This is a genomic window from Agromyces arachidis (genome assembly GCF_052805135.1).
Window position 1 is genome coordinate 68,026 of sequence record NZ_JBRBDK010000007.1, and the last position, 13,422, is coordinate 81,447.

General features: G+C 73.7%; 13 protein-coding genes. 5 read left to right on the forward strand and 8 right to left on the reverse strand.

Annotated elements, in window-relative coordinates:
* The first annotated feature begins 26 nt into the window (after positions 1-26).
* Positions 27-887 carry a phosphatase PAP2 family protein gene (locus ACUY4T_RS10840; RefSeq protein WP_446018951.1) on the forward strand — a complete coding sequence of 287 codons (861 nt, stop codon included), beginning with the start codon at positions 27-29 and terminating at the stop codon, positions 885-887.
* On the opposite strand, the gene xdhC is transcribed toward ACUY4T_RS10840, so the two are convergent.
* Genes xdhC through ACUY4T_RS10855 form a run of 3 tightly spaced genes read right to left on the reverse strand, consistent with a single transcriptional unit; the run spans position 844 to position 5,590 of the window.
* On the reverse strand, positions 844-1,722 hold the full coding sequence (xdhC, locus tag ACUY4T_RS10845) for a xanthine dehydrogenase accessory protein XdhC (protein ID WP_446018952.1): 879 nt from the start codon (positions 1,720-1,722) through the stop codon (positions 844-846). The genes ACUY4T_RS10840 and xdhC overlap by 44 nt on opposite strands.
* Before the next feature lie 11 nt (positions 1,723-1,733).
* On the reverse strand, positions 1,734-4,118 hold the full coding sequence (xdhB, locus tag ACUY4T_RS10850) for a xanthine dehydrogenase molybdopterin binding subunit (RefSeq protein ID WP_446018953.1): 2,385 nt from the start codon (positions 4,116-4,118) through the stop codon (positions 1,734-1,736).
* Positions 4,115-5,590 carry a xanthine dehydrogenase small subunit gene (locus tag ACUY4T_RS10855; protein WP_446018954.1) on the reverse strand — a complete coding sequence of 492 codons (1,476 nt, stop codon included), beginning with the start codon at positions 5,588-5,590 and terminating at the stop codon, positions 4,115-4,117. Before ACUY4T_RS10855 ends, xdhB begins: the two co-directional genes overlap by 4 nt.
* 112 nt (positions 5,591-5,702) lie before the next feature.
* Between ACUY4T_RS10855 and ACUY4T_RS10860 the strand changes: the two genes are divergently transcribed.
* The 3 genes from ACUY4T_RS10860 (at position 5,703) to menC (ending at position 9,398) form a co-directional block, all read left to right on the forward strand.
* Positions 5,703-6,980, forward strand: a complete 1,278-nt coding sequence (locus ACUY4T_RS10860) for a saccharopine dehydrogenase family protein (protein ID WP_446018955.1) — start codon at positions 5,703-5,705, stop codon at positions 6,978-6,980.
* Positions 6,981-7,200: 220 nt separating this feature from the next.
* Positions 7,201-8,031, forward strand: coding sequence for a GNAT family N-acetyltransferase (locus ACUY4T_RS10865; protein WP_446018956.1), 831 nt, complete (start codon positions 7,201-7,203; stop codon positions 8,029-8,031).
* A gap of 74 nt (positions 8,032-8,105) precedes the next feature.
* Positions 8,106-9,398: an o-succinylbenzoate synthase gene (gene menC / locus ACUY4T_RS10870; RefSeq protein ID WP_446018957.1), complete on the forward strand. Its 1,293-nt coding sequence runs from the start codon at positions 8,106-8,108 to the stop codon at positions 9,396-9,398.
* On the opposite strand, the gene ACUY4T_RS10875 is transcribed toward menC, so the two are convergent.
* Genes ACUY4T_RS10875 through trxA form a run of 4 tightly spaced genes read right to left on the reverse strand, consistent with a single transcriptional unit; the run spans position 9,385 to position 11,588 of the window.
* Positions 9,385-10,056: a DUF2238 domain-containing protein gene (locus ACUY4T_RS10875; protein ID WP_446018958.1), complete on the reverse strand. Its 672-nt coding sequence runs from the start codon at positions 10,054-10,056 to the stop codon at positions 9,385-9,387. The genes menC and ACUY4T_RS10875 overlap by 14 nt on opposite strands.
* On the reverse strand, positions 10,056-10,916 hold the full coding sequence (locus ACUY4T_RS10880; RefSeq protein WP_446018959.1) for an endonuclease/exonuclease/phosphatase family protein: 861 nt from the start codon (positions 10,914-10,916) through the stop codon (positions 10,056-10,058). The genes ACUY4T_RS10875 and ACUY4T_RS10880 overlap by 1 nt, the downstream gene beginning before the upstream one ends.
* 19 nt (positions 10,917-10,935) lie before the next feature.
* Positions 10,936-11,211: a YgaP family membrane protein gene (locus ACUY4T_RS10885; RefSeq protein ID WP_446018960.1), complete on the reverse strand. Its 276-nt coding sequence runs from the start codon at positions 11,209-11,211 to the stop codon at positions 10,936-10,938.
* Complete coding sequence (gene trxA / locus ACUY4T_RS10890) at positions 11,208-11,588, reverse strand: thioredoxin (RefSeq protein ID WP_446018961.1); 381 nt, start codon at positions 11,586-11,588, stop codon at positions 11,208-11,210. Before trxA ends, ACUY4T_RS10885 begins: the two co-directional genes overlap by 4 nt.
* A gap of 43 nt (positions 11,589-11,631) precedes the next feature.
* Here trxA and ACUY4T_RS10895 point away from each other — a divergent pair, with 43 nt between their 5' ends.
* A complete protein-coding gene (locus ACUY4T_RS10895; RefSeq protein WP_446018962.1) occupies positions 11,632-11,991 on the forward strand; it encodes a rhodanese-like domain-containing protein in 360 nt (119 codons plus the stop codon).
* Positions 11,992-12,076: 85 nt separating this feature from the next.
* Here ACUY4T_RS10895 and ACUY4T_RS10900 read toward each other — a convergent pair whose 3' ends face one another.
* Positions 12,077-13,378 (reverse strand): cyanophycinase, encoded by a 1,302-nt coding sequence (locus ACUY4T_RS10900; RefSeq protein WP_446018963.1) that lies wholly within the window; start codon positions 13,376-13,378, stop codon positions 12,077-12,079.
* Positions 13,379-13,422 lie beyond the last annotated feature (44 nt).

Sequence of the window (13,422 nt, forward strand, 5' to 3'; positions counted from 1 at the left end):
CGCGGTTCGGCGGCTAGCGTGGTGGGATGAGCGAATCGGCCGACGGCGAGCGGCGTTCCGACGAAGAGGTCAGCCAGTCGCGTCCCCATGGGCCGCGGGCGCAGGGCGCCGCCCGCGCCGACGGTCGGGCGGCGGCACGCGCCGACCAGCTCCATCCCGAGGCCCGCGCCGCGCGGACCGAGTACGTCGGGCGATTCGTCCCGTTCGTGGCCGGCGTCGCGGCGGTGGTCATCGCGGCGCTGCTCGGGCTGGTCATCATGCTCAGGGCCGACACGCTCTTCGAGATCGACGAGGAGTGGGCGGAGGACGTCTTCGTGCTCCGCGGCGGCATCGGCGACCTGTTCGCGTTCGGCATGGACGCGCTCGGCGGCGGGATCGTCGGCGTGTTCGTCGTGCCGATCGCGATCACCGTGATCCTCCTGGTGGTCCGGCGCCCGTGGGCGGCGCTGTTCTTCGTCGTCGCCTCCGCGGCGAGCGCCGGGGTCGTGCAGCTGCTGAAGAACCTCTTCGGTCGTGCCCGGCCCGAGGACATGCTCGTCGCGTCGGACTTCGGCTCGTTCCCCTCCGGCCACGTCGCCAACGCCGCGACGATCGCCGTCGCGCTCGGCATCATCGTGCCGCGCCTCTGGGTGTGGATCACCGGCGCCGTCTACACGCTGCTCATGGCCGTAAGCCGCACCTACCTGGGCGTGCACTGGGTCACCGACACCATCGGCGGGGCGCTCATCGGTGCGGGGGTCGCCCTGGTCGTCTGGACGGCATTCGCGCGTCGCCTCGAACGAGAACGCCTCGACCGCGCCGCGGTGATCGCCGAACGCAATCGCGCGCACGCCGAGGCGCACGTCACCCCGCCGGCGAGGCCCCGCGAGCGCGCGTCGGCGGGCTGACCGCGGCGGGAGCGGGCCGCGCCGCCTCCTCGACGAGCTGCAGCACGCGCGCGGCGACGCTCACGGCGATCGCCGCGGGCTCCTTCGAGCGGATGCCGGCGATGCCGATCGGCGTCGTGATCCGCTCCAGCGCGGCATCCTCGTGCCCCGCCTCGCGCAGGCGCGTGCGGAATCGCGCCCACTTGGACCGCGAGCCGATGAGTCCGATCGACCCCAGGCCCGTCGTGCGGAGCGCCATGTCGCAGATCGCGAGGTCCTCGGCATGGTCGTGCGTCATCACGAGCACGTGCGCGCCGGCCGGAAGGTCGGCGAGCGCCGACTCGGGCACGGGCAGGTGGTGCAGGCGGAGTTCGGCGATCGCATCGGCGAACGGCCCGGTGCGACCCGGCACGCCGAGGCGGTCGGGCGAGAGCATCTCCGCGCGCGAGTCGACCAGTTCGAGCCGCAGCGGATGCCGCGCGAGGACGCGCGCGAGTTCGAACCCCACGTGCCCCACCCCGAAGACCGCGACCGTCGGCACCACGGGCACGGGCTCGAGCAGCATCGTCACCTCGCCCCCGCAGCACTGCACGCCGTAGTCGACGACCGCCCGATCGCTGAGCGTCAGCGTGAGCAGCTCGGGCTCCGACGCGCCGGAGTCGAGCATCTCGCGGGCGCGCCGGACCGCCGTCTCCTCGAGGTTGCCGCCGCCGACGCTGCCGACGGCGTCGTCGGAGGACACCACCATCTTCGCGCCTCCGTTCCGCGGTGCGTGGCCCCGGACGGTCGCGAGCGTGACGAGCACCGCCGGCGTGCGGGCCTCCCGGAATCGCTGCAGGGCGTCGAGCCAGTCCATGCGGCCGCCGATCAGGTCCGTACGGCGGCGGGTGCCGCGGCGTCCGCGGGTCGCGGCGCGCCGGCGGCCCCGGTCGCGCCGCGCGCCGACTCGATCGCCCAGAACGTGGCCTCGGGCGTCGCGGGCGACGCCAGTTCGACGACGTGCCCGGCTGGGCCGAATGCGGCGACCGCCTCGCGGATCGCCTCGCGCACGCTGAACGCGAGCATGAACGGGGGCTCGCCCACGGCCTTGGAGCCGTACACGGCGCCGTCCTCGGTCGCGCGCTCGAGGAAGTGGACGTTGAGCTCGTCGGGCAGCTCCGAGAAGCTCGGCAGCTTGTACGTGCTCGCCGACTGGGTGAGCAGCCGTCCCCGACCGGGGCCGTCGCCCTCGTCCCAGCGGAGCTCCTCGAGCATCAGCCAGCCGGCGCCCTGCATGAACGCGCCCTCGACCTGGCCGAGGTCGATGCCGGGGGAGAGCGAGTCGCCGACGTCGTGGACGATGTCGACGCGGCGCAGCCGCGTCGCCCCGGTGAACCCGTCGACCTCGACCTCGGTTGCGGCCGCGCCGTAGGCGAAGTACTTGAACGGGGTCCCCTGCATGAGCCCCGGGTCCCAGCCGAGCCCCTCGGTGCGGTAGAAGCCCGCCGCCCAGAGCTGCACCCGCTCGTGGTAGGAGAGGCCCGCGAGCTCGCCGAACGGCATCTCGCGACCGGTGGCGGTCGATGAGACGAGCCCGTCGGCGAAGCGGATGTCGCCGACGGCGCCGCCGAGGTGCGCGGCCGCCACCTCCGCCATCCGGTCGCGGATCTGGTCGCAGGCGTGCTTGACCGCGCCGCCGTTGAGGTCGGCGCCCGACGAGGCCGCGGTCGCGGAGGTGTTCGCCACCTTGTCGGTGCGCGTCGGCGCGAGGCGGACGCCGCCGATCGGCACGCCGAGCGCGGTCGCGGCGACCTGGAGCATCTTGGTGTGCAGCCCTTGGCCGAGTTCGGTGCCGCCGTGGTTCACGAGCACCGAGCCGTCCTTGTAGACGTGGACGAGGGCGCCGGCCTGGTTGTAGGCCGTGAAGGTGAAGGAGATGCCGAACTTCACGGGCGTGATCGCGACCGCGCGCTTGACGTCGGGGCTGCCGTCGTTGAAGCGGGCGATCTCGGCGCGGCGCTCGTCGAACGCGCTCTCGTCGCGCACCCGTCGCCAGATCTCCTGCAGCCGCTCGGCGTGACGTACCTCCTGGCCGTACGGCGTCGTCTGGCCCGGGCGGTAGAGGTTCCGCTCGCGGAGCGTCGCCGGGTCGATGCCGAGCGCGGGCGCGACCCGGCCGAGGATGTCCTCGATGACGAACATCCCCTGCGGCCCGCCGAACCCCCGGAAGGCGGTCTGCGAGGTCTTGTTCGTCTTGGCGATGCGGCCGTGCACGGCGACGTCGGGGATCCAGTACGCGTTGTCGACGTGGCACAGCGCGCGGCCGAGCACGGGCTCGGAGAGGTCGAGGCTCCAGCCGCCGTCGGCCGTGAGCGTCGCCTCCAGGGCGAGGATGCGTCCGTCGTCGTCGAAGCCCGCGCGCCAGGCCGCGTGGTACGGATGGCGCTTGCCGGTCATCGTGAGGTCCTGGGTGCGGGTCAGCCGCAGCCGGACCGGCCGCCCGGTGAGCACCGCGCCGAGCGACGCGACCGCCGCGAGCCCGTGCGGCTGCATCTCCTTGCCGCCGAACCCCCCGCCGAGCCGCAGGACCTGCACCGTCACGCGGTGCGAGGGCACGCCGAGCACGTGCGCGACGATCTCCTGCGTCTCCGACGGATGCTGCGAGCTGGAGTCGACGAAGACCTGGCCCTCGGAGTCGACGTGCGCGAACGACGCGTGCGTCTCGAGGTAGAAGTGCTCCTGCCCGCCGACGACGCTCTCGCCCTCGAACACGTGCGGCGCGTCCGCCAGCGCGGAGGCCGCGTCGCCGCGTCGCACGGTCGGCGCGAAGCCCTGGAACGAGCCCTGCTCGATCGCCTCGGCGATGGTGATGATCGACGGCAGCGGGTCGTAGTCGACGCGGACCGCGGCCGCGCCGCGCCTCGCGGACTCCGCGGACTCCGCGAGCACCCACGCGAGCGCGTGGCCGTGGTACCTCGCCTCGTCGGGGAACAGCGGCTCGTCGTGCTTGGTGCCGGCGTCGTTCAGGCCCGGCACGTCGTCGACGGTGAGCACGCGCACCACCCCCGGCACCGCGAGCGCCGGCGCCGTGTCGATCCGCACGCGGGCGTGCGCGTGCTCGGACTGCACGGGCCATGCCGTGAGGACGTCGCCGCGGCGCGCGGCGACGTCGTCGGTGTACGTCGCGACGCCGGTGGCGTGCTGCGCGGCGCTCTCGTGCGGCATCCGCCGGCCGACCACGGCGCGGTCGGGTCGCGCGGCGAGCTCGCTCATGCGGTCACCTCCTCGCGTGCGGTGCTGCGGTAGAGCTTCAGCAGCGCCCGGTTCAGCATGAGCGCGCGGTACTCCGCGCTCGCCCGGTGGTCCGACATCGGGGTGCCCTCGTCGCCCAGGACGGATGCCGCCTCGCGGATCGTGTCGAGGTCCCATCGGCGCCCGGTGAGCGCCGCCTCGGTGGCGTGCGCCCGGATCGGCGTCGCCGCGACCCCGCCGAGCCCGATGCGGGCCGCCGCGACCGTCCCGTCGTCGCCCAGGTCGACGGCGAAGCCGACGGCCACGCTCGAGATGTCGTCGTATCGGCGCTTGGCCACCTTGTGGAACGCGACGAGGTTCGCCGACGGCAGCGGGATGCGGACGGCGCGGATGAGCTCGTCGCGGCGCCGGACCGTCTGCCGGTACCCCGTGAAGTACTCGGCGAGGGCGACCTCGCGCTCGCCGTCGGCGGAGACGAGCACGAGGCGCGACTCGAGGGCCAGCAGCGCCGGTGCGGCGTCGCCGATGGGCGAGGCGGTGCCGAGGTTGCCGCCGAGGGTCGCGCGGTTGCGGATGAGCGGCGAGGCGAACTGGGGGAAGAGCGCGTCGAGCAGGGGCACCCGGCCCTCGAGCCGTCGCTGCACCTCGCTCAGGCTGAGGGCCGCGCCGATCTCGATCGCGGCGTCGTCGCCGCGCACCTCGCGCAGTTCGGGCAGGTGCTCGATCGCGACGGTGAGGGGCGTGCGGCGGCCGCGCAGGTTCACCTCGACGCCCCAGTCGGTCGATCCGGCGACCACCGTCGCCTCGGGCTCGTCGCGCAGCATCCGCAGCGCCTCGCCGAGGTCGGCCGGGCGGACGAACCGCTCGTCGTCATGGGTCACGTCGGTCGGCCGGGGCCCCGGCGCGGGGCGCGTGCGCCGGACGGCGAGCGGGTCGCCCTCCTCGGGCACGCCGAGCGCGTACGCGGCGTCGCGGATCGGGCGGTAGCCGGTGCATCGGCACAGGTTGCCGCTGAGCGCGTGCAGGTCGAAGCCGTTCGGCCCGTGGTCGTGGTCGGCAGGTGCGTGCGGGCGGGCGGATGCCGCGGCATCCGCCGTCGACCCGTCGCCGCGCCCCGACCGGTAGAACTCGGCGGCCATGCTGCATGCGAACCCGGGCGTGCAGTAGCCGCACTGCGAACCGCCGTCGGCGGCGAGGGCGCGCTGCACGGGGTGCATCGCCTCGGGCGTGCCGAGGCCCTCGGCGGTGACCACCTCCTGCCCGTCGAGCGCGGCGGCCGGGAGCAGGCACGAGTTCACCGCGGTCCAGGCGGTGCCGCCGTCGTCGCCGGGCGCGGCGACCAGCACCGAGCAGGCGCCGCACTCGCCCTCGGCGCAGCCCTCCTTCGCGCCGGTGAGACCCTTCGCCCGGAGCCAGTCGAGCGCGTTCACGTGCGCGGCGACCCGGCCGTCCGAGCGGTCGATGCCGTTGACGGTCACGACGATGTGCTGCATCCGCACCCCCTTGCTCGGAGTCTACGCCGCGGGGCGCGGCCGGATCCGCCCGCCGCTCGCCACTGGATTGTCCAACTGGACAATTAGACGGATCCGGGCTACCGTACCCAGCATGCGAATCCTCCTCATCGGTGCGGGGGGCGTCGGCGATGCGATCGCCAAGGTCGCCGCCCGCCGCGACTTCTTCGAACTCCTCATCGTCAGCGACTACGACGAATCCCGTGCCCGGCGCACGGTCGACTGGATCGCCGCGAAGCACGGCGACGCCGTGGCCGCGCGCTTCGCCACCGCGCAGGTCGACGCGAGCGACCCCGAGGTCGTGGCCTCCGTCGCCCGCGAGCACGGCGCCACCCACGTCATGAACGCCGTCGAGCCGAAGTTCGTGCCGTCGATCTTCCGCGGCGCGCTCGCCGCGGGCGCCGACTACCTCGACATGGCCATGAGCCTCTCCGAGCCGCACCCGTCCGAGCCCTACGCCGAGACCGGCGTGAAGCTCGGCGACGACCAGTTCGCGCAGGCCGACGACTGGGAGCAGGCCGGACGCCTCGCGCTCGTCGGCATGGGCGTCGAGCCCGGGCTCTCCGACGTGTTCGCGCGCTACGCGGCCGACCACCTGTTCAGCGAGATCGACGAGCTCGGCACGCGCGACGGCGCGAACCTCGTCGTGCGCGACGAGGAGGGCAACGAGGTCTTCGCGCCGTCGTTCTCGATCTGGACGACGATCGAGGAGTGCCTGAACCCGCCCGTCGTGTGGGAGAAGGAGCGCGGCTGGTACACGACTCCGCCGTTCAGCGAGCCCGAGGTGTTCGAATTCCCCGAGGGCATCGGCCCGGTCGAGTGCGTGAACGTCGAGCACGAGGAGGTGCTCCTCATGCCCCGCTGGGTCGACGCGAAGCGCGTGACCTTCAAGTACGGGCTCGGCGACGAGTTCATCAACGTGCTGAAGACGCTGCACCTGCTCGGGCTCGACTCGACCACGCCGGTCCGCGTGCGCAGCGCGAACGGCCCGGTCGAGGTCGCCCCGCGCGACGTCGTCGCCGCGGCGCTGCCCGACCCGGCCACCATCGGCCCGCGCATGACCGGCAAGACGTGCGCCGGGCTCTGGGTCACCGGCACCGGCACGGACGGCGCGCCCCGCGAGGTGTACCTCTACCACGTGAGCGACAACGAGTGGACGATGCGCGAGTACGAGGCGCAGTGCGTCGTGTGGCAGACCGCCCTGAACCCGGTGGTGGCCCTCGAGCTGCTCGCCACCGGGGCATGGTCCGGCCGCGGCGTGCTCGGCCCCGAGGCGTTCGACGCGAAGCCGTTCCTCGACCTCATGGCCCGCGCCGAGGCCGACGGCGGCTACGGGCAGCCCTGGGGCATGGAGGACCGGCTGGCCCGCTGACGCTCGCGCGCGGCGCCGCGCCGCGCGCGCCGCCGGCCCGCGGCATCCGTCGCCTCGCCCTCGATGCCGCTGCGCTCACCTCCCCGGGAGGTTTCCGCGCTGGAGTGCGTTCCCGTACGTCACTCCGGCGCGGAAACCTCCCGTCGGCTGCGGCTGCGGCTGCGGCTGCGGCGTCGGCGAGCGGGCGCGCGGGCGCCGCGGCGCGATAGGGTCCGGTGCCATGACGGATGACGCGACCCTCGCCCGTGCGACGGCGCGCGCCGACGAGGCCGACCGGCGCAGCGGCATCCGCACCCGCGAGGCGCGCCCCGACGAGCTCGCCGGGGCGCTCGCCCGGTTCGACGCGACCTGGGGGGTCGGCCGCACGGTCGACCTCGCGTCGCTGAAGGCGATCGCGCACGCCGGCAACACGGTGCTCGTCGCGGTCCCCGAGCCGGGCCGAGCGGATGCCGCGGCCGAGCCCGCCGAGGTCGCCGCACCCGTCGCGACCCCGATCGGCGCGGCCCTCGGCTTCCTGGGCTGGGCCGACGGACTGCACGTGCACTCGCACATGAACGCCGTCGACCCGGCGGCGAGGGGGCGGGGCGTGGGCGTCGCCCTGAAGCTGCGCCAGCGCGCGATCTGCCTCGAGCACGGCATCGACGAGGTGCGCTGGACCTACGACCCGCTCATCCGGCGCAACGCCCGCATGAACCTCGTGCGGCTCGGCGCCGAGGTGATCGCGTACCGCCCCGACTTCTACGGCGAGCTCCGCGACGCGATCTCGGGCGGCGACCGGAGCGACCGCTTCGAGGTGCGGTGGCGGCTCACCTCGCCGCGGGTCGAGCGGGCGCTGGATCGGGTGCCCCAGCCCGAGTGGCGCGGGGATGCCGGGCTGGCGCTCGTGCCCGACTTCGAGGCCGTGCGCGCGGAGGACCCCGACGCCGCCGCCGCGCTCCGCCGCGCCTCGCGCGAGGCATTCGCCGCACTGGCCGACGGCAGGCTGCGCCCGGAACTCGACGCGGCGGGCGACTACGTGTTCACCGCCGACGACCCCGACCGCGCGGCCTGACGGCGGGACGCCGGGAGCGTCCCGCGACGTCGTCCGGCAGACTGGAGGCGCGACGACGCCGACCGGGAGGCCCGATGACCGAGACCACGCCCCGCATCGAGGCGATCGAGCTGCACCGCCTCGAGGTGCCGCTCGTGCGCCCGTTCGAGACCTCCTTCGGCCGCGAGACCGCCCGCGAGGTGCTGCTGGTGCGCGTGCGCACCGACCGCGGCGACGGCTGGGGCGAGTGCGTGGCGGGTCGCGACCCGTTCTACTCGGGGGAGTACGTCGACGGCGCGGCATCCGTCATCGAACGCTACCTGGCACCGGCGCTGCTGCGACCCCCGGCGCCGCCGGTCGGTGACGACGGGCACGTGTCGGCGGTGCTCATCGAGGATCCGGCGCACTCCGCGGGGGTCTGGGTCGACGATCGCGAGCAGCACGTCGACGCAGCGGCGACGGATGCCGCGGGCGGCCGCGCGGCGGCCTCGATCGCGAGCGTCCCGCTCGCGGCATCCGTCGCCCCGGACCTTGCGTTCGTCGCGGGCCACCGCATGGCCAAAGGCGCCCTCGAGGCGGCCGTCCTCGACGCCGAGCTGCGCGCGCAGGGGCGCTCGATGGGCGAGTGCTTCGGCGCGGTGCGCGAGTGGGTGGACTGCGGCGTCTCGGTCGGCATCGCGCCGACCATCGAAGAGCTGCTCGACGAGGTGACCGGGTACCTCGAGGCGGGCTACCGGCGCATCAAACTGAAGATCAAGCCCGGCTGGGACCTCGTGCCCGTCGCGGCGGTGCGCGAGCTCATCGGCCGCGACGCGATGCTCCAGGTCGACGCGAACACCGCCTACACGGCCGACGACATCCCGCTGCTGGCCGGCCTCGACCCGTTCGAGCTGCTGCTCGTCGAGCAGCCCTTCGCCGAGGAGGACCTCGCCTCGCACGTGCGCCTGGCCGAAGCCATGGAGACGCCGGTGTGCCTCGACGAGTCGATCCTCGACGTGACGACCGCAGTGGACGCGATCGAGCGCGGGGCGACGAGCATCGTGAACGTCAAGCCGGGTCGCATGGGCGGCTTCCTCGAGGCGCTGCGCGTGCACGACGCGTGCCGCGCGCTCGACGTGCCGGTCTGGTGCGGCGGCATGCTCGAGACCGGCGTCGGCCGCGCGGCGAACGTGGCGCTCGCGGCGCTGCCCGGGTTCGTGCTCCCGGGCGACACGTCGGCCTCGGCGCGCTACTTCGCGGAGGATCTCACCGAGCCGTTCGTGCTGGGCGAGGGGGCGCATCGCGGGCAGCTGCGCGTTCCGGACTCGGCGGGCACGGGCGTCGACGTGCGCCAGGACCTCGTGCGCGACTGGGCGTCCCGCGCGCCCGTCGGGATCAGGCTCGGCTGACGCCTCGCCCGGGCGCGGAGCCGGGCCCGGGTTCGTCGGCGCGGGCGCCATCCGCTTCGGTGCCGTCGCGTCGCGCCCGCGACGGGCGCGCGGAGATGAACGGCATCGCGAATCCGGCGATGAGCGACCCGAACATGCCCCACAGGAGGTCGCCGATCGAGTCCGTGTACCCGACGAAGATGCTGCTGTCGATGAAGTTCTTGCCGTACCACTCGAACATCTCCCACCAGACGCCGAACGAGAGCCCGAGCGCGGTGGTGATGACGGTGGTCGACAGCCGCGGCCGCGGCAGCGTGTCGGCGGGCGCCACGATCCGGAAGTGCAGCAGCACGAGGTACCCGAGCGCCGCGATGAAGCCGTTGAGCGCGAAGTGCACCGGCAGGTCCCACCAGCGGACCGTCACGTAGAGGTCGGTCACGCTGCTCCACACGGCGACGAGCGTGACGATGCCGAAGGCGATGTCGACGCTCGGGCGCAGCCGCAGCGCGCGCGGGATCACCATCCCGCCGGTCGCGAACGCCAGGCTCACGCCTCCGAGCGGCCCCCAGCCGATGGCGGCGATCGGGATGCACAGCGCCGCGATGACCCGGATGACGTCGGCCGTCACCTCGCCGGGCCCTTCGGCGCGTCGTCGGATGCCGTCCCAGAGCGTGCGCATCAGCCCTCCTCGGCCGCGTCGACGGCCGGCGGCCGGAGAACGGCCTGCACGGGCTCGTGATCGGATGCCGCGCGCCCGTCGAAGCGCGTGGCGTTGATGGCTGCGCCCGTGACGCGGACGCCCCGGCCCACGAGCACGAAGTCGATGCGCGGCCCGCCGCGACGCAGTCTGCGGTAGCCCGAGTAGGTTCCCCACTGCGGGGTCAGCTGTTCGGCGGCCGCCTCCCACGCGTCGCGCAGGCTCCCGTCGGCCGTGAGGTCGCGGTAGGCGGCGGAGCGCTCGTCGGCGTTGAAGTCGCCGGTCACGACCACGGCGGCGCCGGGATCGGCGGCCTGCGATGCCTCGGCGAGCTCCACGATGTAGCGGGCGGAGCGCAGGCGGCTGCGCCACGACAGGTGGTCGAGGTGGGTGTTGTACGCGACGATGCGCGCGCCGGTCTCCCGATCGGTGAACGCGGCGGAGACGAGGATCCGACGGGTCACGTTGCCCCACGTGCGCGAGCCGACGAGGTCGGGCGTCGCCGACAGCGCCCGCTGCCGCCAGGCGGTGAGCTCGAGCCGGCGGGCGTCGTAGAAGATCGGGCAGCGCTCGCCGCGGCCCGAGGGGTCGCGGCCGATGCCGATCCACCGGTAGTGCGCACCGAGCCCCTCCGCGATCACGTGGACCTGGTCGGCGAGCGCCTCCTGGACGCCGACGATCGTGGGCTGCTCGGCGGCGAGGATGCGCTTGACGAGCGGCCGCCGCGTCGCCCAGCGGTCGGGGCTCCCCGGGCGCGCGCCGGGCATCCGGCGACGGATGTTGAAGGACATGACGTGCACGTCGGGCGCCGTCACCGGCCCGATGATCGGGGCATCCGTCATGCGCCCAGCGTACGCGCGCTCAGCGGGCGAGCGGCTGCCTCGCCTCGGGGTAGCCCAGCGTGTTGGCGTCGGACTCGTCCGGCGTCCGCGCGAGGAGGTCGGTGGGGCACCATCCGGTGATCGCGCCGATCGCGAGGAATGCGGCGCAGATCCCCGCGGGGATCGCGCACCAGAGGTTGTCGAGGTTGCCCAGCGCGAAGGCGCCGAGGAAGACGGCGATGACGGCGCGGATGCCGCGCTCGCCGCGGCTCACCGCGCAGGAGCGCGCGGTGAGCGATCGGGCGAGCCGGCTCACGCCTGCTGCGTCTGGGCGGCCTGCTGCTCCGCGAGCTGGCGGCGGACGTCGTCCATGTCGAGGGCCTTGGCGCCCTCGATGACCTGCTCGAGCTGCGCCCCGTTCAGGGCGCCCGGCTGGGCGAAGACGATGATGCCCTGGCGGAAGACCACGAGCGTGGGGATCGAGGTGATGCGGAAGCCCGCGGCGAGCGCCTGCTCCGCCTCGGTGTCGACCTTGCCGAAGACGACGTCGGTGTGCTGCTCCGAGGCGCTCTCGAAGATGGGCCCGAACATGCGGCACGGGCCGCACCATTCGGCCCAGAAGTCGAGCAGCACGATGTCGTTGTCCTTGATGGTGGACTCGATGGTGTCGTGGGTGATGTTCACGGAAGCCATGCCCCGATTCTAGCAGACGATACCCCTGGGGTATTATCGGGGCATGCAGAAGCTCCGAACCCCGCTCCTCGCCCTCGTCGGCGCCGCCGCGCTCGCCCTCACCGGCTGCGCCTCCGCCGAGCCCATCGAGCTCACCTCCGACACGGTCGTGGTCGACGTCCGCACGCCCGGCGAGTACGCCGCCGGCCACCTCGACGGCGCCGTGAACCTCGACCTCACCTCCGGCCAGCTCGCCGCCGAGATCCCCGCCCTCGACGCCGACGACGAGTACGTCGTGTACTGCAAGTCGGGCAACCGTTCGGCCCAGGCCACCCAGCTCATGGAGCAGGCGGGCCTCGAGGTCACCGACGCCGGCTCGATGCAGCAGGCCGCGGATGCCACGGGGCTGCCGATCGTGCAGTGAGACTGCTCGATCCGGCGGCGACACGGCGATGGCCGGACCCCCTGCGGATCCGGCCATCGTCGTCGCGGCAGGGCGCGACCCCCGCTCAGCCGGCGGCGGGGGAGATGGTGATCGCGAGGTCCTCGAAGCCGCCGTCCCACCACGACGTCGCGTCGGTGCGGTCGAGCACCGTGCGGTACTGCGGGTCCGTCTCGTAGGTGGTGCCCTCAGCGCGGTCGGCGACGGATGCCACGAGCGCGACGCCGAGGTCGACGAGCGAGTACACGCCCGCGTCGGGGTTGTCGATCGAATCCCACACGTCCGCGACCGGCGCCGGCGCGGCATCCGTGCCTGCTCCCGTGCGGCGCTCGGAGCCGGGCGTGATCTCGCCCGTGGCGAAGTCGACGCGGTCGCCGGAGACGAGGTACGACCAGGTCGTGCCGGTCCCCACCGAGCCGTCGATGTCCGTGCCGGACGTGTCGAGGAGCGACACGCCGTTGCGGCCGATGACCTCGCCCTGGCGGGTGGTGCGGTCGTAGACGAGCGCGGTGGTCTCGTCGACGCCGACCACCAGGTCGTGACCGGTCTGGTCGGCGAGCTTGATCATGCGCGCCTGACGGCCCCAGGTGCCGAAGTGGCTGTCGAGCTGGCCCTCGGGGAAGAACCCGAATCCGCCGTAGGGGAGGTGCGCGAGCGCCGAGGCGTCGTCGAGGTAGCCGGGCGTGGTGCCGTCGCGCCACGCCTGGTACGGCTCGCCGCCCGTGACCATGTCGGCGCCCTGCTGGATGGTCAGGCCCGCGCTGACGCCCGAGACCACGCCGCCGCGGTCGAGCACGCCGCGGATCTCGGCCATGACCTTCGTGTCGGAGCACGAGGTGAACGCCTCGTCGGCCGCGTTCTTGCAGTCGAACAGCGTGCGCACGTAGCGCATCTGGTCGCCGCCGCCGAAGAACACGCCGGTCGCCTTCGCGACCTCGCGGGCCACCTTCGGGTCGTTGGCGTTCGACGGCTTGTACGCGTCGCCGGCGAAGTTCACGGCCGTGTCGATCGGCACCGCGTAGGTCTCGGCGCCGTACTGCTCGAACAGCGCCGAGTAGTAGAGCCCGTTCGCCGAGGCGTTGTTGAGCGAGTCGTCGGCGGCCGCCTCGGCGGTCTTCGCGGCGGATGCCGCGGCCGTGACGATCGCGATGCGCGCCTTCTCGGGGCCGACGCCGTCGGGATCGGCGAGGTCGACGATGCGCTGGAGGATCGTGGCGTCCTCCTTGAGGTTGCCGCCGATGAGCACGAGGCTGCCGTCGGGGGCGGTCGGTGCGGCGGTCCTGGGTGCGGCAGCGGCGGGGCTGGCGGCGATGAGGCATGCGCTCGCGGCGGCGACCGCGACGATCGTGGCGGTGGTGCGGGGGATCATGGGACCTCTTCTCTTCTCGTCATCGAGTGCTCGTCACGTTACAT